The sequence below is a fragment of the Mesorhizobium sp. ESP6-5 genome, from assembly GCF_020164695.1.
GTDB classification, from domain to species: Bacteria; Pseudomonadota; Alphaproteobacteria; order Rhizobiales; family Rhizobiaceae; genus Mesorhizobium; species Mesorhizobium australicum.
Genome location: NZ_JAIUGR010000016.1, coordinates 21838 through 46851, shown reverse-complemented (window position 1 = coordinate 46851; position 25014 = coordinate 21838). Strand labels below are relative to the sequence as shown.

The 25014-nt window shown below is 61.7% G+C and carries 22 protein-coding genes; 9 read left to right on the top strand and 13 right to left on the bottom strand.

Going from position 1 to position 25014, the window contains the following annotated elements; translation table 11 throughout:
- Positions 1-70: 70 nt before the first annotated feature.
- Positions 71-1336: an NAD(P)/FAD-dependent oxidoreductase gene (locus LB524_RS24110; RefSeq protein ID WP_140619574.1), complete on the bottom strand. Its 1266-nt coding sequence runs from the start codon at positions 1334-1336 to the stop codon at positions 71-73.
- Between the two features lie 165 nt (positions 1337-1501).
- Between LB524_RS24110 and LB524_RS24105 the strand changes: the two genes are divergently transcribed.
- Positions 1502-2161: a 5-formyltetrahydrofolate cyclo-ligase gene (locus LB524_RS24105; RefSeq protein ID WP_140619572.1), complete on the top strand. Its 660-nt coding sequence runs from the start codon at positions 1502-1504 to the stop codon at positions 2159-2161.
- Positions 2162-2164: 3 nt separating this feature from the next.
- Here the strand turns inward: LB524_RS24105 and LB524_RS24100 are convergent, their stop codons facing one another.
- Positions 2165-2638, bottom strand: coding sequence for an Lrp/AsnC family transcriptional regulator (locus tag LB524_RS24100; protein ID WP_015317948.1), 474 nt, complete (start codon positions 2636-2638; stop codon positions 2165-2167).
- 157 nt (positions 2639-2795) lie between these two features.
- On the opposite strand from LB524_RS24100, the gene ald reads away from it, so the two are divergent.
- Both ald and LB524_RS24090 read left to right on the top strand, forming a co-directional pair.
- Positions 2796-3911 (top strand): alanine dehydrogenase, encoded by a 1116-nt coding sequence (ald, locus tag LB524_RS24095; protein ID WP_015317949.1) that lies wholly within the window; start codon positions 2796-2798, stop codon positions 3909-3911.
- Between the two features lie 226 nt (positions 3912-4137).
- Complete coding sequence (locus tag LB524_RS24090; RefSeq protein ID WP_140619569.1) at positions 4138-5442, top strand: outer membrane protein; 1305 nt, start codon at positions 4138-4140, stop codon at positions 5440-5442.
- A gap of 232 nt (positions 5443-5674) precedes the next feature.
- Here LB524_RS24090 and LB524_RS24085 read toward each other — a convergent pair whose 3' ends face one another.
- The 5 genes from LB524_RS24085 to LB524_RS24065 form a co-directional block, all read right to left on the bottom strand.
- A complete protein-coding gene (locus LB524_RS24085; protein ID WP_140664374.1) occupies positions 5675-6142 on the bottom strand; it encodes a DUF1203 domain-containing protein in 468 nt (155 codons plus the stop codon).
- A gap of 201 nt (positions 6143-6343) precedes the next feature.
- A complete protein-coding gene (locus tag LB524_RS24080; protein ID WP_015317952.1) occupies positions 6344-6907 on the bottom strand; it encodes a GNAT family N-acetyltransferase in 564 nt (187 codons plus the stop codon).
- 4 nt (positions 6908-6911) lie between these two features.
- Positions 6912-7823 (bottom strand): 3-mercaptopyruvate sulfurtransferase, encoded by a 912-nt coding sequence (gene sseA, locus LB524_RS24075; RefSeq protein ID WP_224530755.1) that lies wholly within the window; start codon positions 7821-7823, stop codon positions 6912-6914.
- Between the two features lie 37 nt (positions 7824-7860).
- A complete protein-coding gene (locus LB524_RS24070; RefSeq protein ID WP_140664369.1) occupies positions 7861-8604 on the bottom strand; it encodes an alanyl-tRNA editing protein in 744 nt (247 codons plus the stop codon).
- Complete coding sequence (locus LB524_RS24065; protein WP_140717259.1) at positions 8604-9638, bottom strand: cysteine synthase A; 1035 nt, start codon at positions 9636-9638, stop codon at positions 8604-8606. The genes LB524_RS24070 and LB524_RS24065 overlap by 1 nt, the downstream gene beginning before the upstream one ends.
- A gap of 226 nt (positions 9639-9864) precedes the next feature.
- Between LB524_RS24065 and LB524_RS24060 the strand changes: the two genes are divergently transcribed.
- Positions 9865-10686 carry an SDR family oxidoreductase gene (locus tag LB524_RS24060; protein WP_140619562.1) on the top strand — a complete coding sequence of 274 codons (822 nt, stop codon included), beginning with the start codon at positions 9865-9867 and terminating at the stop codon, positions 10684-10686.
- Between the two features lie 91 nt (positions 10687-10777).
- A complete protein-coding gene (locus LB524_RS24055; protein ID WP_224530752.1) occupies positions 10778-11752 on the top strand; it encodes an alpha/beta hydrolase in 975 nt (324 codons plus the stop codon).
- Between the two features lie 103 nt (positions 11753-11855).
- Here the strand turns inward: LB524_RS24055 and LB524_RS24050 are convergent, their stop codons facing one another.
- Positions 11856-13277, bottom strand: coding sequence for a DEAD/DEAH box helicase (locus LB524_RS24050; protein WP_015317958.1), 1422 nt, complete (start codon positions 13275-13277; stop codon positions 11856-11858).
- Positions 13278-13686: 409 nt separating this feature from the next.
- On the opposite strand from LB524_RS24050, the gene LB524_RS24045 reads away from it, so the two are divergent.
- Positions 13687-15219 (top strand): acyl-CoA carboxylase subunit beta, encoded by a 1533-nt coding sequence (locus tag LB524_RS24045; protein ID WP_224530749.1) that lies wholly within the window; start codon positions 13687-13689, stop codon positions 15217-15219.
- 33 nt (positions 15220-15252) lie between these two features.
- On the opposite strand, the gene LB524_RS24040 is transcribed toward LB524_RS24045, so the two are convergent.
- Positions 15253-16779, bottom strand: a complete 1527-nt coding sequence (locus LB524_RS24040) for an NAD(P)H-hydrate dehydratase (RefSeq protein WP_224530747.1) — start codon at positions 16777-16779, stop codon at positions 15253-15255.
- Positions 16780-17136: 357 nt separating this feature from the next.
- Between LB524_RS24040 and LB524_RS24035 the strand changes: the two genes are divergently transcribed.
- Together LB524_RS24035 and glnA are read left to right on the top strand one after the other, a co-directional pair.
- A complete protein-coding gene (locus tag LB524_RS24035) occupies positions 17137-17475 on the top strand; it encodes a P-II family nitrogen regulator (protein WP_006205430.1) in 339 nt (112 codons plus the stop codon).
- 67 nt (positions 17476-17542) lie between these two features.
- Positions 17543-18952, top strand: a complete 1410-nt coding sequence (glnA, locus tag LB524_RS24030) for a type I glutamate--ammonia ligase (protein ID WP_015317961.1) — start codon at positions 17543-17545, stop codon at positions 18950-18952.
- Between the two features lie 666 nt (positions 18953-19618).
- Here the strand turns inward: glnA and LB524_RS24025 are convergent.
- Positions 19619-20659 carry a glutamine synthetase beta-grasp domain-containing protein gene (locus LB524_RS24025; protein ID WP_015317962.1) on the bottom strand — a complete coding sequence of 347 codons (1041 nt, stop codon included), beginning with the start codon at positions 20657-20659 and terminating at the stop codon, positions 19619-19621.
- Between the two features lie 313 nt (positions 20660-20972).
- On the opposite strand from LB524_RS24025, the gene LB524_RS24020 reads away from it, so the two are divergent.
- Complete coding sequence (locus LB524_RS24020; RefSeq protein WP_140873988.1) at positions 20973-21167, top strand: DUF2735 domain-containing protein; 195 nt, start codon at positions 20973-20975, stop codon at positions 21165-21167.
- 75 nt (positions 21168-21242) lie between these two features.
- On the opposite strand, the gene LB524_RS24015 is transcribed toward LB524_RS24020, so the two are convergent.
- The 3 genes from LB524_RS24015 to LB524_RS24005 form a co-directional block, all read right to left on the bottom strand.
- A complete protein-coding gene (locus tag LB524_RS24015; RefSeq protein ID WP_140664349.1) occupies positions 21243-23132 on the bottom strand; it encodes an MFS transporter in 1890 nt (629 codons plus the stop codon).
- Positions 23133-23309: 177 nt separating this feature from the next.
- Complete coding sequence (locus LB524_RS24010; RefSeq protein WP_015317965.1) at positions 23310-24101, bottom strand: ATP12 family chaperone protein; 792 nt, start codon at positions 24099-24101, stop codon at positions 23310-23312.
- Between the two features lie 12 nt (positions 24102-24113).
- On the bottom strand, positions 24114-24986 hold the full coding sequence (locus LB524_RS24005) for a DMT family transporter (RefSeq protein WP_051041371.1): 873 nt from the start codon (positions 24984-24986) through the stop codon (positions 24114-24116).
- Between the last annotated feature and the right edge of the window lie 28 nt (positions 24987-25014).

Below are 25014 nucleotides of genomic sequence, written 5' to 3'. Positions count from 1 at the left end.
AGTCGCGCGCATTGGCACGCCAATCCATCAGCAACAGATGACGGCCGGATGAAAGGCGCGGTGAAGAAAGTCAGGTCTTGTCGTCGTCGCCCTGGGTGATCAGCCGGGCGCTGCGCTGGCCTGTGACGTAGATCCATAGCCAGCTCAGCGAAACCGCAAGCCGATTGCGAAAACCGATCAGGAAATAGATATGTGCAATGCCCCAAAGCCACCACGCAAGCCAACCGGTGAGCTTGATCCAGCCGAAATCAATGGCGGCGGCGCGCTTGCCGATCGTCGCCAGATCGCCGGCGTGCTTGTAGTGGAAAGGCCGCGGGCTGGTGTCGCCGGCAAGCCTGGCCTTGACGGTCGCGGCAACATGCCGTCCCTCCTGCTTGGCGGAAGGCGCGACGCCGGGCACGGGCCGCCCGTCGGGCCGCAGCACGTGGGCGGCGTCGCCGATGACAAAAATCTCCGGGCTGCCGGGCACGCTGAGATCAGGCTCGACCAACACCCTGCCCGCCCGATCCGCCTTCGCTTCCAGCCATTCGGCGGCTGGCGAAGCGGCAACGCCGGCTGCCCACAGGATCGTGCGGGCCGGCAGAATCGTGTCGCCAAAAACCACGCCGTCGGCATCGCAGCGCGTAACGGCCCGGCCGAGCTCGACCGAAACGCCAAGCCGTTCCAGCGCCTTCCGAGCGTAGTCGGAGAGCTTTGGCGCGAAATTGGCCAGAATGCGGTCGCCGGCCTCGATCAGCACCACCCGCGTCTGGCGCGTATCGATGTTGCGGAATTCGCCGCGCAGCGTGTCATGTGCCAGTTCGGCAATGGTTCCGGCGAGTTCGACCCCGGTCGGCCCGCCGCCGACGATGACAATGGTCAGCAGCGCTTGGCGCCTGGCAGGGTCAGATTCCCGCTCCGCCTGCTCGAAGGCCAGAAGAATGCGGCGCCGAATGGTGGTGGCATCCTCCAAAGTCTTCAGGCCCGGCGCGAAAGGCTCCCATTCGTCATGGCCGAAATAGGCATGGCGCGCGCCGGTGGCGAGCACCAGCGTGTCGTAGGCGACGGCGCTGCCGTCGTCGAGCAGAACGCGTTTGCCGGACCGGTCGACACCCGTGACATTGGCGAGCAGTGTCGTCACATCCTTGCGCTTGCGCAGGAGATGGCGGATCGGCCAGGCAACCTCCGAGGTTGCCAGCGCCGTGGTTGCCACCTGATAGAGCAGCGGCTGGAACAGATGATGGTTGCGCTTGTCGATCATGGTAATGCGCACCGGTGCACCGGCCAGTGCGCGGGTGAATTCGAGACCGCCGAACCCGGCACCGACGACGACGACATGATGTCTGGCATCGCTCATTTTGATTCACCCCTGATGGGCAAGATTGCCTGCCCTAGATGTAGGTATCTTGTGCAATGCAACAATGGCAGGACAGTGCTTGAGACTCGTCGTTCCATGTCGTGAATGCACATGTTCTATCGTATCGCGAGGTATAGCGTCATCGAACATGAGATGAGGTGAGGCATGGCTAACGATCATGACAACCAGGGCCCGGCGCAATACTCTTCGCCGCCCTGCTTCATGCACGAGCTCGACCCTGCGTTCCAGGCACCACTCAGCGACTGGACCGACGTGCGGCGTTGGCGCAAAGCCGAGCGCGAAAGGCTAATCGCCGCCCGGCTTGAAGTTTCCGCCGACGCCCGAACAGCAATGTCGCAACGCATCGCCGGCGGGCTGGATGCACTTGTCGGCGAGATCGCGGGCCGCATGGTCAGCCTTTACTGGCCGTTTCGCGGCGAGCCGGATCTGCGGCCCTGGATGGCGTCCGTCAATGAGCGTGGCGGCCGCACCGCGCTGCCCATCGTGGTCGAGAAAGGGCAACCGCTGATCTTCCGCGCCTACAAACCGGGCGACCGGTTGGAAAAGGGCGTCTGGAACATCCCGATTCCGGCAGAGGGTGATCCGGTGCTGCCGGACATCGTCATCTCGCCCATTGTCGGCATTGATCCGGCAAGCTATCGCCTGGGCTATGGCGGCGGCTTCTTCGACCGTACGCTGGCCGCCATGCCGTTCAAGCCACTTGTCATCGGTGTCGGCTACGAGTTGCAGCGTATCGCCACCATCTATCCGCAGCCGCACGACATCCCGATGGATCGGATCGTGACGGAGACGGCCACGGTATAGGCTCTAGGCCATCTCCGGCTTCAGACCCATTGCCGTCCGGTCGACGATTTCGCGCAGGGCGAAGGACGAATTGATCTTCGTCACATGCGGCATCGCCGACAGCCATTCCTTGTGGATGCGCTCGTAGTCGACGAGATCCTTGGCCGCGATCCTCAGGATATAGTCGTACTCGCCCGACATCAGGTGGCACGACAGCACGTTGGGGCAGCGTTTGATCGCCGCCTCGAAATCCGACAGCGTCTTTTCGAACTGGCCGGAGAGCGATATGTGGACGATCGCCGTCATCTGGTGGCCAAGGGCCGCGTTGGACAGCCGGGCGTGATAGCCGCGGATGGTTCCGGACTTCTCCAAATTGTCGAGCCGCCGCGAGCAGGCCGACTGCGACAGGCCAACCTTCTCGGCAAGGGCCGCGTTCGGCATCCGCCCGTCCTTCTGCAAAGTCTCAAGAATGGCGATATCAATCCTGTCGAGCGGCATTTTTCGTGATTCCTGCGAAAATCCGTTTATTTTTTGCAACAAATATCGAAACCGGCCTGTTCGCGCAAGCGCATTCGCAAACACCTGCACGCCGATTCATGGTTCACTCCAGCACTACAGGGAGTGAGCCCAAAAGGGCCCGGATCAGGAGAAGAAAATGCGCATCGGCTGCCCCAAGGAAATCAAGAACCACGAATACCGTGTCGGCCTGACGCCGGGCTCGGTACGCGAATATGTCGCCCATGGCCATGAAGTGCTGGTCGAGACCGGCGCGGGCGCCGGCATCGGCGCCGATGACAACGCCTACCGCGCCGCCGGCGCCATCATCGCCAAGACGGCCGCCGACGTGTTCGCCAAGTCGGACATGATCGTCAAGGTCAAGGAGCCGCAGCCCAATGAATGGGCACAGCTGCGCGAAGGCCAGATCCTGTACACTTATCTCCATTTGGCTCCGGATCCGGAGCAGACCAAGGGCCTGCTCGCCTCGGGCGTGACGGCGATCGCCTACGAAACCGTGACCGACGATCGTGGCGGCCTGCCGCTGCTGGCCCCGATGTCGGAAGTCGCCGGCCGCTTGTCGATCCAGGCCGGCGCCACGGCGCTGCAGAAGGCCAATGGCGGCCGCGGCGTGCTGCTCGGCGGCGTACCTGGCGTGCTGCCCGGCAAGGTTACGGTCCTTGGCGGCGGCGTCGTTGGCCTGCACGCGGCCCGTATGGCCGCCGGCCTTGGCGCCGATGTCACCATCATCGACCGCTCGATCCCGCGCCTGCGCCAGCTTGACGACCTCTTCGCCGGCCGGGTCCACACCCGTTACTCGACCGTCGAGGCGCTCGAGGAAGAATGCTTCTCGGCCGACATCGTCGTCGGCGCCGTGCTCATCCCGGGCGCCGCCGCACCGAAGCTCGTCAGCCGCGAAATGCTGTCCGGCATGAAGAAGGGCTCGGTACTGGTCGATGTCGCCATCGACCAGGGCGGCTGCTTCGAGACCTCGCACGCCACCACCCATGCCGAGCCCACCTACGAGGTCGACGGCGTGATCCACTACTGCGTTGCCAACATGCCAGGTGCCGTGCCGGTCACCTCGGCCCACGCGCTCAACAACGCGACGCTGCACTATGGTCTGCAACTCGCGGACAAGGGCCTGAAGGCTCTGGTCGATGACCATCACCTGCGCAACGGCCTGAATGTCCACAAGGGCAAGATCACCAACCGCGCGGTCGCCGAAGCGCTCGGCTACGAACTGGTCGAGCCGAAAGCAGTGCTGGCGGCTTAATATACCCGGAATATACCCAGAAAAAGTCAACTCACACTCTTGCCCGCCGGTTCACTCCGGCGGGCTTTTTGCTTTGGGCAATGATGCGCCAAACCCGCTTCCCAGAGGACCATCGAAGCGTGTGCCGTAAGGGCACTTTACCCCCTATTGTTGCATTTTTGTCATACCCGTCTTGGCCGACTCCCTGCTAGGAACATCTTGGGCTTATTGATTAGGGGTACGGGCTATGTTTCTTCGCGTTTCAGCGAAATCTATTCTTCTTAGTGCAGTATCGGCGGTGGCAATTATGTCAGTCGCGCATGCCGCTGATGTTGTGCAACCGGTCGAGGCATCCGGTTTTAACTGGAGTGGCGTTTATGTTGGCTTCGGTATCGGCGCCGGAGCCAACTCGCACAAGCTCAGCAGCGATTTCATCCCCGGTCTGTCTTTGGATGGCATCGGCGGTGAAGGGGTCTACGGCGAACTTACCGCTGGTTACGACTATATGGTGTCGCCCCGCTTCCTTCTGGGTGGGCTTGTCGATGTCCATGTTGGCAACATTGAAACGTCGCTGGATGTCGGCCCTTTCGACGCGTCTATTCAGGAGACATACGGCTTCGATGCCGGTTTGCGTGCTGGTTACCTGATCACGCCGACTACGCTGGGCTACGTCATGGGCGGCTATTCCTGGCAGAAGTACAAGCTCGATACCAATGCCGGTTTCGGCTTCGATTGGGACCAGAGCGGATATTTCGTCGGCGGTGGTCTCGAAACCGCGATCAACAGCAACTGGACGATCAAAACAGAATACCGCTACACCCGCTTCGGCACCAAGGACGATCTCCTTTCCGAAGCTGGCATTCCTTCGCCGGACGGCGCACTCAATCTCGACACGTCGCGTCACACATTCCAGGTTGCCGCCAGCTATCGCTTCGGTGCGCAGAACGGAGCCGCCGCTTCGTTTGAAACACCCGCCTACAACTGGACCGGCTTCTATATCGGTGGTGGCTTGGGCGCCGGCGCATCGGTGCACCAGCTCGAAATCCCGCCGCTTCTCGGTGCCAAGTTCAACGGCCTTGGTGGTGAAGGCGTGCTTGGCGAGTTGAACGTCGGCTATGATCATGACTTCGGCAGCTGGGTTGCGGGTGTCATGGTCGATGCTCGTTATTCGGGCATGACCAGCCAGCTCGACATCCCAGGCGGCTCGATCAATCTGGATACGGACTACGGCTTCGATGTGCTGGGCCGCGTCGGCATGAAGATGAACGAATCGACCCTTGCCTATGCACTGGCTGGCTATAGCTGGCAGCATTTCGATCTGAACGCTTCCGATCCGGTCGGTGATATCATCGACTGGGGTTCCAGCGGCTTCTCAGTCGGTGGTGGCCTGGAAACGGCAGTGTCGAGCAACGTCACGCTCGGTCTGGAATACCGCTATTCGCAGTTTGCCAAGAAGGATTTCTCGTCGGATCTCGGCCTCCCCGACGACTCCATCACTTCCAAGGCTTCCTTCCATACCGTGCGTATCGGCGCGAAGTACAAGTTCAACTAAGCCCCCTCCAGGCAAACAGTCGAAGCCCGTCGGCCATGCCGGCGGGCTTTTTTGCGGCGAAAGACGTTAGGGCCGAACGCGGGCAACAAAAAAGCGGAGCCAAAGCCCCGCTTCCTCGATATCAAGATTGCCGCCGGTTCATCCGCGGTCGGCCAATCGATCGACACTGGCTTTCTAGCGCGTCTATGCGACAGCAGTGCGACAGAGACTTTCTGCCGCCAATCCCTTGATCTTATGCGCGCTCGATGCGGCACTGATAGCAATTGTTGCGCGCCGAGCGGACATGCACATAGGCAATGTCCTCACGCTCCAACAAAGTCTCGGCTCGTGCGGCAATTGCTCCGGTCGGGATGATGCCACCGCTGCCGTAGACGATGCGATCATCGCCGCCATAGCCGCGCACGATATAGTCCGGGCTGTCGAGGATCTCCGGCGGCTCCCTTGTCCCGACGGCACGCTCGCATTCCTGGGCATGCAGGAAGATCGGCCCGGTTTCTGCATAGGGCTGAGGGTCTGGAAATGGCCGGTAGGCGAGGATGAGATAGACATCGCCGGCGGCGATATTCCTGAGACAATGACGGCAAGGCATCCCGTCGCCGTCAGAGATTTTCCGCTCGGGCGTACGGCCATAGGCATCGGGGCCGCCGCGCTGCAGCGCCCTGACATTTTCGGTCGGCAGAGCTGTGAATTGGATGGTCATCGTAAGATCTCCGGTACTGGCGACCGGAAATTATGCGCTCGCCGCCGTGCTTCCCACCCGATTCCTGCCAAGCGTGCATGAGCCGATCCGATGTCGGATCCTCCCTTCGAGCTCCGGGAGGGTTACCGAAATCGTTAATCGGCTAATCAGTTCGACAATCCGTTGATGAATCATCGAAGGGGCGGCGGATTCCGGCTGAACTTACGGCCGCATGACGCTGGCCGAGCGCTCGGCGAAAGGCAGGGGATGCACGACTTCCTTCTTCTGCGCCACCGGCTTGAAACCGAGCTTCTGGTAGAGCGGCAGCGCGGCCGGGTGGTCGAGCGTGCAGGTCTGCACCGTCACCCTTTTCGGCCCATACGACCATGCTGCGGCAATCGCCGAACCAAGGAACCAGCGACCGATGCCTTGACCGGTGGCATGTTCCATCATGCCGAAATAGGCGAGTTCGACTTCCTCGGGCAGATGCGGCTTGAGATCGAAGAAGCCGGCCGGCGCACCGTCGAGATAGAGCACCCTGATGTCGCGATCCTCGCGGTGGATTCCGGCTGACAGCTCATCGTCATTCAGCCTCAGAACATTCACCCAGTGCCATTTGCGTCCCACCCGGTCCATCAGGTAGCGATAGAAATGCAAGGGAATGTCCCTGGTCTTCAGAAGTGCGACCTGACGGTTGTAGGGTACCGGCGGCGAGACGGGCGGTGGGGCATGCATTTCGAGAAAAGTCACCGTGACCTCAATGTCCTGCAGCACGCCGTTTTCCATCAATTCATTCCTTGCCGGTCGTTGCTGGGCCGGTCGTTGCTGGGCCGGTCGTTGCTGGGCCGGTGGTCGCTGGGCCGGTCACGACTGGTGTATTGGGCAATCCGCCCCACTCGGTCCATGAGCCGTCATAAAGCCTGTTGTCGGTATGGCCAAGCGTCTCCAGCGCCAGCGTGACCACCGCGGCGGTGACGCCGGAGCCGCAGGATGTGACCACGGGTTTGGATAGGTCGATACCGGCGTCCTCTATCACCTTGCGCAAACGGTCCTTCGGCAGCAGCCTGCCGTTTTCCGACAGTGCGGAGTACGGCACATTGCGCGCGCCCGGCATGTGGCCGGAGCGGATGCCAGCGCGGGGCTCGGGTTCGCTACCGGTGAAGCGGCCCGGCCCACGGGCATCGGCGATCTGTGCTGTCTTTGTATCGACAATCCGGCGCATATCGGCCAGACCGACGACGCGACCGGCGTCGAAATCGGCATGAAAGACGCTTGGCGCGATCTTCGTCGGCTCGGCCGTTACCGGCCGGCCGGTCGCCTTCCAGCCATCAAAGCCGCCGTCCAGAATATAGGTCTGGAAGACACCCATGATCCGGAACATCCACCATGCCCGCGGTGCGGAGAAAAAGCCCGGGCCATCATAGACGACGATGGTGTCATCGGCCGAAACGCCCATCGCGCCGACATATTGGGCGAAATGCTGCGGGGATGGCAGTGTATGCGGCAAGGCAGCGTCAGGATCCGAAACCGCGTCCTGGTCCAGGAAACGGGCGCCAGGAATGTGAGCCGCATCATACTCGGCGCGCGCGTCGCGCTTTTGTGCAGGCAGATACCAGGAGGCGTCAATGATCGTCAGGCCCGGCTGGCCGAGGCGTTCCTGCAGCCAGTCCGCATCGACGGTAAAAGGACTGTCTTCGGCCATTCTTTTCTCCTGCCGCCTTTTGATGGTGTCTGTCTGTTCAGTTCGCCGGCATCGGGCCGAAGCGGATGCGGAAGCGCCTGTTCTCCCGGCCCTTCTTTTCGATCTTGCCGATGTGGATTTCGCCGATTTCGCCGGTGCTCCTCACATGGGTGCCGCCGCAGGGCTGGCTGTCCACCGAGGCATTGTCACCGATGCAGACCAGACGGATCTTGCCGGTGCCAACAGGCGGTCGGACGTTCTTGGACTTCACCAAGCCAGGATTCGCGGCCAATTCCTCGTCGCTGATCAGCCTGGTGAAGATGGGATGATCGGCCCGCACCAGATCCATCATGCCGGCGGTCACCTCTTCCTTGGTGAAGCTGGCGTCTGGAATGTCAAAATCGACACGGCTGTCGTCCTCGGAAACCGCCGCCCCGGTGATCGGGAACGGGCAGACAACGGTGAGCAGGTGGCAAGCCGCGTGCATGCGCATCAGCAGATGCCGGCGCTCCCAGTCGATGGCGAGCTTCACCGTCTCGCCCACCTCCGGCAAGGCCTGCTCCGGTGACGGCACATGGATGATCTCGTCCTTGGTCTCGCCAGTGATCGTGGCGGCAATTGCGACGCGGCTGCCGTCGGCACGCTCCAACGTGCCGCTATCGCCCGGCTGGCCGCCGGAAGTGGCATAGAAGATCGTCCGGTCGAGGATGATGCCGCCGCGCTCATTGATGGCGACGACCGTGGCATCCGCCGTGCGGAGATAGGCGTCGTCGCGAAACAGCGCTTCGGTCCGGTGCGCCATCACGTGACCTTCTCGAAGGGCACTGAAATCTTGCTCTGCAATTCCATCCAGCCTGGTACCGGCAGTTGCTTTTCGCGCAGGAATTCGGGGTTGAATAGCTTCGACTGGTAGCGCGTCCCGTAGTCGCAAAGGATCGTCACGATGGTGTGGCCCGGACCCAATTCCGCAGCCAGCCGCATCGCGCCGGCGATGTTGATGCCGGTCGAGCCGCCGACGCACAGGCCTTCCTCCTGGATCAGGTCAAAGACGATCGGCAGCGCGTCCTCATCCCTGATCTGGTAGGAGAAGTCAGGCGTGAAGCCTTCGAGGTTGGCGGTGATGCGCCCCTGCCCGATGCCTTCGGTAATCGAACTGCCTTCTGACTTCAGCTCGCCGCTGGTGTAGAAACTGTAGAGCGCGGCGCCGAGAGGGTCGGCGAGCGCGATCTTGACGTTCTTGCTCTTGGCCTTCAATCCGAGCCCGACACCGGCCAGCGTTCCGCCCGACCCCACCGCCGAGACAAAACCGTCGACCTTGCCGCCGGTCTGGGCCCAGATTTCCTCGGCCGTGGTGCGGATATGGCCATCGCGGTTGGCGACATTGTCGAACTGGTTGGCCCAGATCGCGCCGTTCGGTTCGCTCCTGGCCATCTGCTCCGCCAGCCGTCCCGACAGTTTTACGTAGTTGTTGGGATTCCTGTAAGGCACGGCCGGCACTTCGATCAGCTCGGCGCCGAGTAGCCTGATCGTGTCCTTCTTTTCCTGACTCTGCGTATCCGGAATGACGATGACAGTGCGATAGCCCAGCGCCTTGGCGACGAGCGTCAGCCCGATGCCGGTGTTGCCGGCGGTTCCCTCGACGATGACACCGCCCGGCTGCAACAGGCCGCGTTGTTCGGCATCACGGATGATGAACAGGCCGGCGCGATCCTTAACCGACTGCCCCGGATTCATGAACTCGGCCTTGCCCAGGATCTCGCAGCCGGTTTCTTCGGAAGCCTTGTTGAGGCGGATCAGGGGCGTGTTGCCGATCGCGTCGATCACTGAACGGGGCATTCGGGATTCCTTGTATGCGTGCGCCGAAACCCTAGAAACCCAACGCTTCGGTTTCAAGGCAAGAATTCGTCTGGTCCAGTCGCATTTCCGGCGCTGCGGTGTATGGATGTCGCCGGGGTCCGGGTGGACCCCTGACAGTTCATTTGCACCCGGCGTCGAGAAGCACTCTTTTCATTCGATTTCTCCACCGCTAGAGCAAGACATCAACAACTCGGCAGGGCGCAGCATGACACTCTATCGGGCCGATCCGAAACACGGCGTAGCCTGGGTCACCGGCGGCAGCAGCGGCATCGGCCGCTCGCTGGCCAGGGATCTGGCGTCACAAGGCTATGCGGTGGCTGTGACAGCGCTGGACGACGATCCGATCGACACGCTCATCGTCGAGACCGCGCAGATGCCGGGCAAGGTCGTGTCCTTTCCCTGCGACGTCACCGACGAGCCGCGCATGGCAAGAACGGTGGCGGCGATCGAGAACGACCTCGGGCCGATCGTGCTCGCCATCTTCAATGCCGGAAATTACATCTCGACACCCGGAGAGTCCCTCGTCGTCAAGGATTTCCGCCGCTCCTTCGAAGTCAACTATTTCGGCATCATCAATGGGCTGGTGCCTGTCGTCGAGCATATGCGGGTGCGCGCGCGTGGGCATGTCGTTCTGGTCGGCTCGGTGACCGCCTATTTCGGCTGGCCGACCACGGCGGCCTATGGCGGTACCAAGGCGGCTATCAACATCCTGGCCGAGTCGCTGAAATATGATTTCGACAAGATGAACATCCGCGTCCAGGTGATTAACCCCGGTTTTGTCGACACGCCATTGACCGAAAAGAACATGCTGCCGATGCCTGGCCTGATGCCGGTCGGCCGCGCGACGCGCCGCATGGTGCGGGGAATCAAATCCGGCGGCTTCGAAGTGACGTTCCCGTACAGAACGAGCTGGCCGTTGAAAATTCTCGGCATGCTGCCAAGGCCGCTATGCCGATGGGTGATCAGCCTGACGACCAGCTGGAAAGCGCGCCCGCTGCATTATGAGCGCAAACCGCCCAACAAATAATGCCCACAGGATTGGTGGCTTGGCCGCCTGAACGGCCGTTGCCTGTTCATGGCCACCACCATAGTTTGAATGTTGTTGCGTGGAGTCTGCGATGGGGCGACGGATCGTGCTTGCTGTGCTGGGCCTGATCGCCGTCCTTGCACTGACCTTCCTACTGGGTCCACGCGTACCCGTCGACACCACGATCCATTTCGATCCTTCCGCCATCGGCGACGACCCACAGGCCTATGTGGCAAAAGTGGAGGCTGCCGTACCCGGTATCCGCGACGGGCTGGAGAAGGAGATCGTCTGGGCCAACCCGATGGTGCATGCAAAGACGCCGCTGTCGATCGTCTACATCCACGGCTTTTCCGCATCGAAGGGCGAGATCCGACCCTTGCCCGACGACGTGGCCGACCAGCTCGACGCCAACCTGTTCTACACCCGCCTCACCGGCCACGGGCAGGACGGCGCGGCGATGACGCAAGGCAGCGTCAATGCCTGGATCAACGACTATGAGGAGGCGCTCGCCATCGGCCGGGCAATCGGCGACAAGGTGATCGTCATCTCAACGTCGACCGGCGGCGCGCTGGCGGCCTGGGCAGCGACGCAGCCCGGGGCATCCGAGGGTGTGGCGGCCATTGCATTCATCTCGCCCAATTTCGGCGTGAAAGCATCCGGCGCCGAGATCCTGACCATGCCCTGGGGCAAGCAGATCGCCGAACTCGTCGCCGGCAAGGAACGCAGCTTCGCGCCGCGCAACGCGCTGCATGAGAAATTCTGGACCACCAGATATCCGATCGCCGCGACGATGCCGATGCAGGCGCTGACCGACCTTGCCTATGGCGCGCCGGTGGAGAAGGCGACCATTCCCGCCCTGTTCATCTTCTCGGATATAGACAAGGTCGTGCGACCCGACCGCACGCGTGAGATCGCCGCGCGCTGGGGTGCCGCGCATGAGCTGGTGCCCATCGAAAGCACTGGCGATCCAGACAACCATGTCATTGCCGGCGACGCGCTATCGCCATCCACCACCGCATTCCTGGCGCAACGGATTGCCGTCTGGATCGAAGCGGTGGCGAAGTGAGGTTCGAAGACAAAACGGCGGCTGAAGCAATGTTCAGCCGCCGTTTCATTCGTAGTCGGCACCAGGCAACCGTTAGGAACTGGCCGGTTGCCGCGAGGTTTCGTTAGGCAGCCCGTGCGGCCGGACGCTTGCCGCCGAAGCGGCGCTTGTTGTTGCCCTTGAAGGGTTTTGCACCTTCCGGCTTGCGCTCACCGGCAAAGGCCGGCTTGTCGCCGAAACGCTTCTTGCCGAAGCCGTTGTTCGGCTTCTTCTCGCCGCCCGGCCGCCTGCCGTCGCGACGGCCATTGCGGTCGCGATCGTTGGCAGGTTCGAAGCGCTCGTTCTTTTCCGCAGGATTGCGTGCGGGATCGGGGCTGCCGAGATGGTCGGCAACGATTGGCAGCTTCGTGCGGATGATGCGCTCGACCTGACGCAGCTTGCTGTTCTCCGAAGGATCGCAGAGCGTGATCGCGATGCCATCCATACCGTTGCGGCCGGTGCGGCCGATACGGTGGACATAGCTTTCGGCTTCGTCCGGCAGGTCGAAATTCACGACATGGCTGATGCCGGGCACGTCGATGCCGCGCGCGGCGATGTCGGTCGCGACCAGAATGCGCACCGATCCATCACGGAAATCGTTCAGTGCCTTCTGACGGGCATTCTGCGACTTGTTCCCGTGAATGACGGCGGCCTTGAAGCCGTCGCGTTCCAGGTCCTTGGTCACCCGGTCCGCGCCATGCTTGGTGCGCGAAAAGATGATGACGGACTTCATCGCTTCGTCGGCGAGCATCGTCGACAGCACCTGGCGCTTCTGCTTGGTGCGGGCGAAGACGACGCCCTGCACGATCTCGGCCGCCGCGGTGCTTTGCGGCGAGACCTCGATGCGGACCGGGTTCTTCAGGAGGCCCTTGGCGAGTTCGGCGATCTCGTCCGGCATGGTGGCCGAGAACAGCGCCGTCTGACGATCGGGCGCGGTCGCCTTGGCGATGCGCTTGACATCGTTGATGAAGCCCATGTCGAGCATGCGGTCGCCCTCGTCCAGCACCAGCCATTTGGTGTCGGAGAGGATGAGGTCGCCCTCGCGCACCAGGTCGGTCAACCGGCCGGGCGTGGCGATGAGGATATCGACGCCGGGAGCAACCTTCTTCACCTGGCTGAAGCGCGAGACACCGCCCAGCACGAGTGCCGTCGAGACATGCGCGCCCTTGGCGAGGATCTTGATGGTGTCCTCGATTTGCACCGCGAGTTCGCGGGTCGGCGCCAGGATGAGCGCGCGGGTCGTCTTGGCGCGCCGCTTGGTGCCGAGTGCGATGATCTTCGACAGGATCGGCAGCGCGAAGGCAGCGGTCTTGCCGGAGCCGGTCTGGGCGATGCCGAAAATGTCACGGCCTTCCAGCTGCGGCGGGATCGCCTGCATCTGGATCGGCTTCGGTTCGGCGAAGCCGGCATTGTGGGTGGCCTTGAGCAGCGCACCGGTAATTCCCAGCGCCGCGAAACCGGAGAGTTCCGCGGTGTCGTTGCCGGGCAATGTGTTTTCGTTGGTCAAAATAATCTTCTTTCACGCGGCCTCTGGCCGCAAACGTCAATGGCGGCAGGGCGCAACCTGCCGTCGAAAATTTTATATGAAACGACAAGGCGGGCGGACGCGTGCGTCCACTCGGCTGCGCTGTCGTGCCCGCAGGCATCATGCCACGGGGCTTTTTCGCCACTTTGTGATGTATCGGAAGAGGGCCGATATACCGGAAAGAGGGAAAACAGACGCAACCAGTCTCATTTGTCGAGAAGGCCGGAATCTCCCGGCCCAAGCGCCTATGGGCTGCATATGGCTGAGTTCGGCCTGGAATGCAAGGGGCGCAATGTTGCGGTGCAGCAAAAACCAGCCAAAAAGCCGACGCTTGCACTCCCCGACCGGCATCATTACCACAAACGCAGCTTCCGATTTTGGGGATCGAACGATGAAGGACGTGCTGAAGGAACTCGAGCGGCGGCGCGACATCGCCCGCATGGGTGGTGGCCAGGCCCGTATCGATGCGCAGCACAAGAAGGGCAAGCTCACCGCGCGCGAACGCATCGAAGTGTTTCTCGACGAAGGCTCGTTCGAGGAATTCGACATGTATGTCGAGCACCGCTCGACCGATTTCGGCATGGAGAAGACAAAGATCGCCGGCGATGGCGTCGTCACCGGCTGGGGCACGGTCAATGGCCGTCCCGTTTACCTCTTCGCCAAGGATTTCACCGTGTTCGGCGGTTCGCTGTCGGAAGCCCATGCCGAGAAGGTCATCAAGGTGCAGGAGATGGCGCTGCGCAACCGTGCGCCAATCATCGGCCTCTACGATGCCGGCGGGGCGCGTATCCAGGAGGGCGTGGCAGCCCTCGGCGGCTATGCCGAGATCTTTCAGCGCAACGTGCTTGCGTCCGGCGTCATTCCGCAGATTTCGGTCATCATGGGCCCATGCGCCGGCGGTGACGTCTATTCGCCCGCCATGACCGACTTCATCTTCATGGTGCGCGACACCTCCTACATGTTCGTCACCGGACCGGACGTGGTGAAGACCGTAACCAATGAGACGGTGACCGCCGAGAGCCTCGGCGGCGCGTCGGTGCACACGACGAAGTCCTCGATCGCCGACGGCGCCTATGACAATGACGTCGAGGCGCTCCTGCAGATGCGGCGGCTGATCGACCTGTTGCCAACTTCCAACACGTCGGAGATCCCTGAGATCGAATGCTTCCAGTCGGTCACCGACCATGACATGTCGCTCGACCGGCTGATCCCCGACAACGCCAACAAGCCTTACGACATCAAGGAATTGATCCTGAAGGTCGCCGACGAAGGTGACTTCTTCGAGATCCAGCAGAGTTTTGCCAAGAACATCGTCACCGGTTTCGGCCGGGTCGAAGGCCGTACCGTCGGCTTTGTCGCCAACCAGCCGATGGTGCTGGCCGGCGTGCTCGATTCCGACGCCAGCCGCAAGGCGGCGCGCTTCGTGCGCTTCTGCGACTGTTTTTCTATTCCCATCGTTACCTTTGTCGATGTTCCAGGCTTTTTGCCGGGCACGGCGCAGGAATATGGCGGGCTGATCAAGCACGGCGCCAAGCTGCTTTTCGCCTATGCCGAGGCGACCGTGCCGAAGATCACCGTGATCACCCGCAAGGCCTATGGCGGCGCCTATGATGTGATGGCGTCAAAACATCTGCGCGGCGACATGAACTATGCCTGGCCGACGGCGCAGATCGCCGTCATGGGGGCGAGAGGCGCGGTCGAGATCATCTACCGCAAGGACATCGGCGATGCCGAAAAGATCGCGGCTCATACAAAGGCTTACGAGGACCGCTTCCTGTCGCCTTTCGTGGCCGCCGAGCGCGGCTATGTCGACGAGGTGATCATGCCGCATTCGACCCGCCGCCGCATGGCCCGGGCGCTTCGCATGCTGCGCAACAAGGATATGCAGAACCCCTGGAAGAAGCACGACAACATCCCACTGTGAACGGTGTCGAGGTCATCGCTCAAGTGCGGTTGATCAGCGCCCTCCTCCGGCAGCCACCAGTTCGCGCAGCACCGGCACCATCGCCAGCGGCAAATCCTCGGCGATCAACCCCGGCCCGAACCGACTGCCGGCCTCGGCATGGATCCAGACCGCCGCGCAGGCCGCTTCGAAAGCCGGCATGCCTTGGGCAAGCAGGCCGGCCGTGATGCCGGACAACACATCGCCCGATCCTGCGGTGGCAAGCCAGGCCACGCCGTTGGAATTGATCGCCGCTCTGCCGTCGGGAGCGGCGATCACCGTGTCGGCGCCCTTGTAGACGATGACGGCATTGGCGCGCGCTGCCGCCGCGCGTGCCTTGTCCAGCTTGGACGAGACATTGTCATCGGCGATATCCGCGAACAGCCTGGCGAATTCGCCTTCGTGCGGTGTCATCACCAGCGCGGGCGCGTCCGGCCTGCGGGCGGCTTCGAACAAGACATCCGGCGCCTCACGAAACGAGGTGATCGCGTCGGCGTCGAAGACCAGGCCGTCAATTCCGGTGGACGCGGCCGGCTTGCCCGACGCGAGTAGCGCAAGTGCGAACGCCCGGGTTTTTTCGCCGATGCCAAAGCCGGGCCCGAGAACGAAGGCCGATGGCCGGCGCTCCCCGACGAATGCTTCTATGTCGGCAGCTTCGTCGGCCTTGCGCAGCATGATCGAGGTCAGGTGCGCGGCATTGACCTGCATGGCGTTGCCCGGCGACAGAACCGTCACCGCCCCTGCCCCGCTTCGGGCAGCGGCAAGGGCTGAGAGCCGCGCCGCGCCGGTGGCGCTCGGCCCGCCGGAAAAGACGCCGACATGACCGCGCTTGTATTTGTGGGCATCGATTGCCGGCACCGGTAAATCGCGCAACCAAAGCGCTGGTCCGTTCTCGAACGTGCGGGGCTGCAGCCTTGCGATGATCTCCGCCACTATGCCGATATCGGCAAGCACGATCTCGCCGCATCTTTCCCGGCCCGGCAGCAGCAGATGGCCGGGTTTCTTGCGCGCGAAGGTCACTGTGAGGTCTGCTGAAAACGACGTTCCGAGCACTTTGCCGCTGTCACCGGAAATGCCGGAAGGCAGGTCGACGGCGACAACCCGCAAATGCAGCTTGGCGGCCAGATCGACCGCCCTGGCGGCGTCGCCGGACAGCGGCTTGGACAGCCCTGCCCCATAAAGCGCATCGACCACCATCGAGCGGGGACCGGGATCAAAGTCCGATAGCGGTCGGGGCTTGATGGGGCATTCCGCGGCGGCGACTGCCGCGTCGCTACCCGGCCTCGGCGGGCCAGACGTCCAGACCGTGGTGGCGACACCGCTGCCGGCCAGAATGCGAGCGACGACATAACCGTCGCCGCCATTGTTGCCCGGGCCGCATAACACATGGACATGCGCTGCCGAGGGATAGCGGCTGAGCACTTCGGTCGCGACGGCCTGCCCGGCACGGCGCATCAATCCAACGCCGTCGGTTGGACCTGCTGCAATTGTCAGCCGATCCGCCTCGCCCATCTCGGCGGAGGTAAGAAGTTCGTGGCTCATGGATTGCCGATCCGCATTCGATCAAGCATTGTCCAGTTTTCGGCTCGACGCAAACGGGGAGGAGTTGGCGCTGTCATGAGCACGTCGATCGGCGCGAGGATTGCAGGCACCGATCTGCCCGCAGGATGAGCAATTTGCCCGAATATTGGGCAGACATGCACAGTCGTGCCGGGTAGGCTGCAGCCATCTATGCCGGTTCCGATGCAGCGAATGACGCGAATTTGCATATGGGCGTGACATGACTTTGAAATCGTATGACACCGCTTCTGTTCCCTCCGACTGGCACAGTTCGTGCTTGATTGAGGCGCAAGCGGGGGCTCACAACCCGTTTTTTTGGCAGTGGAGGCCACTTTTTACATGAAAAAGATCGAAGCGATCATCAAGCCATTCAAGCTGGACGAAGTGAAGGAAGCGCTTCAGGAGGCCGGACTGCAAGGCATTACAGTGACCGAGGCCAAAGGCTTCGGCCGCCAGAAGGGTCATACCGAACTCTACCGCGGCGCTGAATATGTCGTCGATTTCCTGCCCAAGGTGAAAATCGAGGTCGTCCTTGGCGACGATGCCGTGGAAGGCGCGATCGAGGCAATCCGCAAGGCGGCCCAGACCGGCCGCATCGGGGACGGCAAGATCTTCGTCTCCAACATCGAGGAAGTGGTGCGCATCCGCACCGGCGAAACCGGAATGGACGCGGTTTGATCCGAGCCGGCCATCCTCTAAGAAACGTCATCCATCAAAAAACGTCAGCACACAGGGATTACATGACATGACGACAGCCAAAGACATCATGAAGCAGATCAAGGACAACGACGTGAAATTCGTCGACCTGCGCTTCACCGACCCGAAGGGCAAGCTGCAGCACGTCACCATGGATGTCGTCGAGGTCGAGGAAGACATGTTCGCCGACGGTGTCATGTTCGACGGCTCCTCGATCGCCGGCTGGAAGGCCATCAACGAATCCGACATGGTGCTGATGCCCGATCCGGACACCGTCCACATGGACCCGTTCTTCGCGCAGTCGACCATGGTCATCCTGTGCGACATTCTCGATCCGGTCTCGGGCGAATCCTACAACCGCGACCCGCGCGGCACCGCCAAGAAGGCCGAGGCCTACATGAAGTCGGAAGGCATCGGCGACACGATCTATGTCGGCCCGGAAGCCGAGTTCTTCGTGTTCGACGACGTGAAATACAAGGCCGATCCGTATAACACCGGCTTCAAGCTCGATTCGACGGAACTGCCGTCGAACGATGACACCGATTACGAGACCGGCAACCTCGGCCACCGCCCGCGCATCAAGGGCGGCTATTTCCCGGTGCCGCCGATCGATTCAGCGCAGGACATGCGCTCCGAAATGCTGACCGTACTCGCCGAAATGGGCGTGCGCGTCGAAAAGCACCACCACGAGGTGGCAGCCGCCCAGCACGAGCTCGGCATCAAGTTCGACACGCTTGTCCGCAACGCCGACAAGATGCTGATCTACAAGTACGTCGTGCACCAGGTCGCCAATGCCTATGGCAAGACGGCCACCTTCATGCCGAAGCCGATCTTCGGCGATAACGGCTCGGGCATGCACGTTCACCAGTCGATCTGGAAAGGCGGCAAGCCGACTTTCGCCGGCAATGAATATGCCGGTCTTTCGGAGAGCTGCCTGTTCTACATCGGCGGCATCATCAAGCATGCCAAGGCGATCAACGCCTTCACCAACCCGCTGACCAACTCCTACAAGCGCCTGGTGCCGGGCTACGAGGCGCCGGTGCTGCTTGCCTATTCGGCGCGCAACCGTTCGGCTTCCTGCCGCATCCCGTTCGGCAGCTCACCAAAGGCCAAGCGCGTCGAAGTCCGCTTCCCCGATCCGGGCGCGAACCCCTACCTCGCTTTCGCCGCCATGCTGATGGCAGGTCTCGACGGTATCAAGAACAAGATCCATCCGGGACAGCCGATGGACAAGGATCTCTACGACCTGCCGCCGAAGGAACTGAAGAAGATCCCGACCGTCTGCGGTTCGCTGCGCGAAGCGCTCCAGAGCCTCGACAAGGACCGCGGCTTCCTGAAGGCCGGCGGCGTCTTCGACGACGACCAGATCGATAGCTATATCGAGCTCAAGATGGCCGAAGTGATGCGCTTCGAAATGACCCCGCATCCGGTCGAGTACGACATGTACTATTCGGTCTAGGATTCCGCTCGAATAATGTTTCAAGGCCCTTGAAGGTTTTCCCCCTTCAAGGGCTTTTTGCTGATCCAAAGGCTCATCGATGGATTGCGTGCGGGCAGCCACGCAACGATGGTCAACTTGCTTTTTTGGGGGACGCAATCAATCGCCAGGAGCGAGCGGCACACTGCCTCAGGCTGCAATGCCCGCTCGTCCGGCGCCCCCGCCAATGCCGTCGTTCACGAAACCCCCGCCCCGTTCGAACAGCATCGCTTGGCGTAACCCCAAGGCCACGAATACGCATGCCGCGGCGTAGCCTGTCAACGCCGCCACACGGAGGCATAAATCGCCGATTTCAATGTATGAACAGTGGCTTATATAAAGGACCGCCGCGTACGAACCGAGCTGAAACAGGCTGTTTTCCGGGCTTTTTCAATGAAAACTTGGAACCGCACGAGACGAGTAGCGGCAAGGAGCGTCAGCCAAAGCCGCTCGTTTCGGTGAAACCGCTCGTTGTTTTTCAACCTGACTTTTTTTGGGGGAATTCGCCGCTCCGGGGCAGTCGGTGACGACGCTGACCGCGCGTGGCGTCATGTCGGGTCGGTAAAAAGAAAGGCCCGGGCGCTTCCGCCCAGGCCTGTATTGCAAGAACATCCATCTGCCGCGCATTGAAGCGCGCCATAAAACGGATCAGGCGGCGGCCGAAATCTCTGCGCTCGCCGGCACCGAAGCGATCGTCTTCAGGATCTGCGAGGCGATCTGGTAGGGGTCGCCCTGCGAGTTCGGACGGCGGTCTTCCAGATAGCCCTTGTAATCGTTCTTGACGAACGAATGCGGGACGCGGATCGAGGCGCCGCGATCGGCGATGCCATAGCTGAACCTGTTCCACGGCGCGGTCTCGTGCTTGCCGGTCAGACGTTTGTCGTTGTCCGGGCCGTAGACGGCGATGTGGTCCATCAGGTTCTTGTCGAAAGCCGCCATCAGCGCTTCGAAATAGGCCTTGCCGCCGACTTCACGCATATAGGTGGTCGAGAAATTGGCATGCATGCCCGAGCCGTTCCAGTCGGTGTCGCCGAGGGGCTTGCAGTGGTATTCGATGTCGATGCCGTACTTTTCGGTCAAGCGCTGCATCAGATAGCGGGCCATCCACATCTGGTCGGCGGCCTTTTTGGAACCCTTGCCGAATATCTGGAATTCCCACTGCCCCTTCGCCACTTCGGCGTTGATGCCTTCATGGTTGATGCCGGCCGCGAGGCAGAGATCAAGATGTTCCTCGACGATCTGGCGCGCAACGGAGCCGACATTCGAGTAGCCGACGCCGGTATAGTACGGCCCCTGCGGTGCGGGATAGCCGCTCTCGGGGAAGCCGAGCGGACGGCCGTCCTTGTAGAAGAAATACTCCTGCTCGAAGCCGAACCAGGCGCCTTCGTCGTCGAGGATGGTGGCGCGCTTGTTCGATGCATGCGGCGTAACGCCGTCGGGCATCATGACTTCGCACATGACGAGCACGCCGTTGGTGCGGGCCGGATCGGGATAGACCGCGACCGGCTTCAGCACGCAATCGGAGCTGTGGCCCTCGGCCTGCTGCGTCGAGGATCCGTCGAAACCCCACAGCGGCAGCTGCTCGAGCGTCGGGAACTCAGCGAATTCCTTGATCTGCGTCTTGCCGCGAAGATTCGGGACCGGGGTGTATCCATCGAGCCAGATATACTCGAGCTTGTATTTGGTCATTCTAGAGCCTCTCGTTGCTTGGACACCGCAAGCAGGCGGATGTCGATGCATGGCCGAAACAGGCCGGCCTGCCGATGGGTAAAAAGCAATTCGTGTGCCACTCGGCTCTCGCGGGGTGCGGCAAAATGATCGTGCCCAGGCGATTATTTTAATGAGCCGCCTCAGCAATGCTTGCGGATGATCCAGGCAGCAATATTGCTTAAATCATAGGCAAATCATGATCTTTTCATAGGCATATTGCCTAAATGAATCGCAGGACCTATTTTGGTGAAAGCTGAATCAACGAGCGCCTGAAAAAGCGGGGAGACCGGCAATGCAAGTCACGCAATCGCGTCCGTCGGCGAAAATCCTGATGTTCCCGCTGGCAGCGCGCAGGTCTGCCTTAAATTTAGGCGCCAAGGCCAAATTCGCGGCAGAGCTTGCCGCGCTTCGCGGCGAGCACGCCGATTTCGATGGCTGGTACCACGAGGCCGCCGTCGAGGATGAAGACCCGCAGCGGAAGAGCTGAGCCCTTCCACGTCGATCTTGAATAAAAGAGTCCGGCGCGATCGCTCGCGCCGGACTTTTCGTTCTGGCCTACCGGCTATTCCTTGGCATGCAGGTCGGTGCCGAGCGTGTCCTTGACGAAGATCATGCCGATGATCAGCGTCATCGCCGCGATGACCACCGGATACCAAAGACCGTAGTAGATGTCGCCCTTGTAGGCGCTGAGCGCGAACACCGTCGCCGGCAGCAGGCCGCCGAACCAGCCGTTGCCGATGTGGTAGGGCAATGACATGCCCGTGTACCGAATGCGAGTCGGGAACATCTCGACAAGGATCGCCGCGATCGGCCCATAGACCATGGTCACGAACAGGACCAGGATGAACAGGATGCCGATCGTCATCGGCCAGTTAACCGCCGCCGGATCGGCGAACATAGCAAAGGCACCGCCGCCCGGTATGTTGTAGACGGTGACCTCGGGGGCGCCCGCTGCCTCATCGGCGGTCAAGAGCTTGTCCTTAACCGCCTGGTCGGTCGGCACCGCTGCCTTTTCACCGCCGCGGATGGCGGCCGCGTCGAGCTTAAGTTCAGGATTGGCTGCGATGAAGGCATCGAGTTTCTGGTCCGCGACCTTGATCGGCGCTCGCTTCAGCGGATAGCCGCCGTCCTGCAAGGACATGTTGACTGCCTTGACGAAGGCGGCGTCCTTAGCCTTGGCCTGATCGCCGGCGGCGACCGCATCGTAGGACGCCACTGTCTCTGTACCGATCTTGACTGACGCAGGCGTCCCGGCCGCAGCCGTCGACACCACTTCATAGGGAACCGAGTTCTTGGTCAGGAACGAAGTCGCGATGTCGCAGGACGTCGTGAACTTCGCCGTGCCGACCGGATTGAACTGGAACTTGCAGTCGCCGGGAGCTGCCGTCACCGTTGCCCGAGTGCTCTGCTGAGCCTTGGCGAGCGCCGGATTAGCGGCCCAGGTCAACGCCTTGAACAGCGGGAAGGTACAGACAATGGCCAGCGCAAGGCCAGCCATGATGATCGGCTTGCGGCCGATCTTGTCGGAGAGCCAGCCGAAGACGACGAAGAAGATCGAGCCGATAGCCAGCGCGATGGCGATCATGATGTTGACCGACTGCGCGTCGACCTTCAGCACATTCTGCAGGAAGAACAGCGCGTAGAACTGGCCGTTGTACCAAACCACGGCCTGACCGGCTGTGAGGCCGAGCAGCGCCAGGAGCGCGATCTTGGCGTTCTTCCACTGACCAAAGGCTTCCGAGAGCGGCGCCTTTGAGCCCTTGCCTTCGTCCTTCATCTTCTGGAAGGTCGGAGACTCCGAGAGTGACAACCGGATCCAGATCGAAACGGCGAGCAGCAGGAAAGAGACGATGAACGGAATGCGCCAGCCCCAGGCGGCGTAGGTCTCCTTGCTCAGCGATCCCTGTACGATCAGGATGACGATCAGCGACAGGAACAGGCCGAGCGTCGCTGTTGTCTGGATCCATGAGGTGTAGAAGCCACGGCGGTCATCGGGTGCATGTTCGGCGACATAGGTCGCAGCGCCGCCATATTCGCCGCCCAGCGCCAAACCCTGCAGCATGCGCAGGACGATAAGGATCACCGGAGCCGCGATGCCCAAGGTTGCATAGCCGGGCAGCAGACCGACCAGGAAGGTCGACAGGCCCATGATCGTCATTGTGACCAGGAACGTGTATTTGCGGCCGACGAGGTCGCCGATGCGACCGAACAGCAGCGCGCCGAACGGGCGAACCAGGAAGCCTGCGGCAAAGGCCAGCAGCGCGAAGATGTTGCGCGTTGCCTCGGGAATGGTCGGACTGAAAAAGGTCGAGCCGATGAAAGCCGCCAGTGAGCCGTAGAGATAGAAATCGTACCATTCGAAAACAGTGCCGAGCGAGGAAGCGAAGATGACTTTCTTCTCCTCCCGCGTCATGCCGCGGCTCGTTCCGCCGGCGGTCGATGCCATTGCCATAGAGCTATCCTCCCGTGAGACTTCGATGCTGTGCGCCGACGTCCGCGTTCTCCTCCGAACGCGGACTCAAAGACGCAGCCAACACAGGAAAAATGGCAGAAAGGGCGGGGAAAGGGCACCGCGACGATGGGATTATGACTTTCGTATTAGGTGCAGTGCGAAGGCGGAGCGAAGCCCTCAGGCCCGCAGCGCTTCGAGCAAGCTGACGGCGGCCATCATGTCCCGTTTGCGAGCGGCGCGGCGCGCGACGGCTTCGGCGTCCTGTCCCCACTGTGCGATCTGCCAGTCCTCATCGACATGGCCGGCGGCCCAGGCCTCCTCGCCGTCGAGCTCGCCGAAATCGACCGCCAACGCCAGCAATGCCGAGCCGGTCAACGATGTCATGACATGGATGGCGGCAAGGCGCAGCGGTTCGGCGCGTTGCGCCAGATGGCTGCCCAGCACGGCAATGGTTTCGCGTGGCTGCTCGACATGGATGATGCCCTCGGCAAGGTTGAAACGGGCCCCAAGTGCTGCGCGAGCCCAGTCGATGACGGGATCCCACCGCTCGTTCTGCCGCTCGACCAGCCCTTGCGGGGCATCGGCGCGATAACAGAGCAGATCCGACGAGGCAAAACGCAGAATGTCTTCCAGCACCGCCTGCGGATCGCTGGCCACGCCATCGATGGCGGTGTTGACCAGCCGCATCACCGGCATCGTCATCGGATTGATCGTCTCGCCCTGTTCCGCGAACTCGCCGGCAACCAGCGTCGCGGCCGCCTCGGTCGGCAGCGCCAGCATTGCCTTGCCCGGCGTGCGCACCGGCTTGCCGTCGAGATGGACGGCAAAGCCGCCTTCCGCCGACGCGACCGAGACCTCCTTATAGAAGCGCTTGGGCAGCGGCGTCTTCATCTGAATCTGGGCGCGACGCACCGGATCCGGATCGGAAAGATACTTGCCCGCTTCGAGGTCGTTGAGGATATCACGCATGAAGTGCCTTTCTTACACCGGTATCAGCTTGCGTGCCGGCCGGTTGACGATGATCAGGCCGGCCGCAATCAAGCCAAGTGCAAGAAAAATGCGAATGGTCAGCGGCTCGTTCAAGATGATCGCACCGCACAGGACACCGAAGACCGGCGACAGGAAGGTGAAGCTGGACAAGCCTGAAGCCGGATAGCGGCGCAGCAGCCAGAACCAGAGCACATAGGTGAAAGCGACGATATAGACCGCCTGGAAAAGCAGCGCCAATGTCGGCAACAGGGACGGATCGCGCACCGGTGGGCCGGCAAGAGGCAGCACCATCATCCCAACGATCGCCGCGCCGGCGAGTTGATAGAGCAGCAGTTTTTCCGCACTCGCCTCGACCAGTTTTGATCGTTTGATAAGGATATTGGTCAGGGCCCAGAAAAACCCCGAACCGAGGCTCAGGAGATCACCGAACAGCATGTCTCCGCTACCGCCGAGCTTGTCGGAAAAGACCGTGGCAAGACCGGCGAAGGCCAACAGCAGGCCGAGAAACTTGCGCATGGTGATCTGTTCGCCGAGCAGGAAATGGCCGCCGATCAGCATCCAGAACGGCATTGAGTTGACCAGCAGCGTATTGCGCGCCACGGTCGTATGCTCCAGGCCAACGTAGAGACAAAGGAACTCAACGCCGAAAAGCACGCCGACCGCAATGCCCGCCGGCAATGTCCCATCCCTGCTGAACAGCGCAATGCCGCGCCAGCGGCACCAGAGAAAGACGCAGAAACCACCGATGACCGAACGCGCGATCGATAGGAAGACGGGATCATAGCCTGCATAGGAGATCTTGGCGGCGACGTAGTTCAGCCCCCAGGAAAAGGTCAGGCCGACCATGATGGCGGCTGCGGCCATGTCGACCGCGTCGCGCCGATCGAGCGCA

What these genes read in the sequence shown, in the direction of transcription:
- LB524_RS24035 (WP_006205430.1), top strand. Translation starts at nt 17,137, where the DNA reads ATGAAAAAGATCGAAGCGATCATCAAGCCATTCAAGCTGGACGAAGTG.
- LB524_RS24085 (WP_140664374.1), bottom strand. Translation starts at nt 6,142, where the DNA reads ATGACCATCCAATTCACAGCTCTGCCGACCGAAAATGTCAGGGCGCTG.
- LB524_RS24060 (WP_140619562.1), top strand. Translation starts at nt 9,865, where the DNA reads ATGACACTCTATCGGGCCGATCCGAAACACGGCGTAGCCTGGGTCACC.
- LB524_RS24105 (WP_140619572.1), top strand. Translation starts at nt 1,502, where the DNA reads ATGGCTAACGATCATGACAACCAGGGCCCGGCGCAATACTCTTCGCCG.
- ald (WP_015317949.1), top strand. Translation starts at nt 2,796, where the DNA reads ATGCGCATCGGCTGCCCCAAGGAAATCAAGAACCACGAATACCGTGTC.
- sseA (WP_224530755.1), bottom strand. Translation starts at nt 7,823, where the DNA reads ATGGCCGAAGACAGTCCTTTTACCGTCGATGCGGACTGGCTGCAGGAA.
- LB524_RS24065 (WP_140717259.1), bottom strand. Translation starts at nt 9,638, where the DNA reads ATGCCCCGTTCAGTGATCGACGCGATCGGCAACACGCCCCTGATCCGC.
- LB524_RS24055 (WP_224530752.1), top strand. Translation starts at nt 10,778, where the DNA reads ATGGGGCGACGGATCGTGCTTGCTGTGCTGGGCCTGATCGCCGTCCTT.
- LB524_RS24045 (WP_224530749.1), top strand. Translation starts at nt 13,687, where the DNA reads ATGAAGGACGTGCTGAAGGAACTCGAGCGGCGGCGCGACATCGCCCGC.
- LB524_RS24010 (WP_015317965.1), bottom strand. Translation starts at nt 24,101, where the DNA reads ATGCGTGATATCCTCAACGACCTCGAAGCGGGCAAGTATCTTTCCGAT.
- LB524_RS24025 (WP_015317962.1), bottom strand. Translation starts at nt 20,659, where the DNA reads ATGACCAAATACAAGCTCGAGTATATCTGGCTCGATGGATACACCCCG.
- glnA (WP_015317961.1), top strand. Translation starts at nt 17,543, where the DNA reads ATGACGACAGCCAAAGACATCATGAAGCAGATCAAGGACAACGACGTG.
- LB524_RS24080 (WP_015317952.1), bottom strand. Translation starts at nt 6,907, where the DNA reads ATGGAAAACGGCGTGCTGCAGGACATTGAGGTCACGGTGACTTTTCTC.
- LB524_RS24005 (WP_051041371.1), bottom strand. Translation starts at nt 24,986, where the DNA reads ATGGCCGCAGCCGCCATCATGGTCGGCCTGACCTTTTCCTGGGGGCTG.
- LB524_RS24100 (WP_015317948.1), bottom strand. Translation starts at nt 2,638, where the DNA reads ATGCCGCTCGACAGGATTGATATCGCCATTCTTGAGACTTTGCAGAAG.
- LB524_RS24070 (WP_140664369.1), bottom strand. Translation starts at nt 8,604, where the DNA reads ATGGCGCACCGGACCGAAGCGCTGTTTCGCGACGACGCCTATCTCCGC.
- LB524_RS24110 (WP_140619574.1), bottom strand. Translation starts at nt 1,336, where the DNA reads ATGAGCGATGCCAGACATCATGTCGTCGTCGTCGGTGCCGGGTTCGGC.
- LB524_RS24090 (WP_140619569.1), top strand. Translation starts at nt 4,138, where the DNA reads ATGTTTCTTCGCGTTTCAGCGAAATCTATTCTTCTTAGTGCAGTATCG.
- LB524_RS24040 (WP_224530747.1), bottom strand. Translation starts at nt 16,779, where the DNA reads ATGAGCCACGAACTTCTTACCTCCGCCGAGATGGGCGAGGCGGATCGG.
- LB524_RS24015 (WP_140664349.1), bottom strand. Translation starts at nt 23,132, where the DNA reads ATGGCAATGGCATCGACCGCCGGCGGAACGAGCCGCGGCATGACGCGG.
- LB524_RS24020 (WP_140873988.1), top strand. Translation starts at nt 20,973, where the DNA reads ATGCAAGTCACGCAATCGCGTCCGTCGGCGAAAATCCTGATGTTCCCG.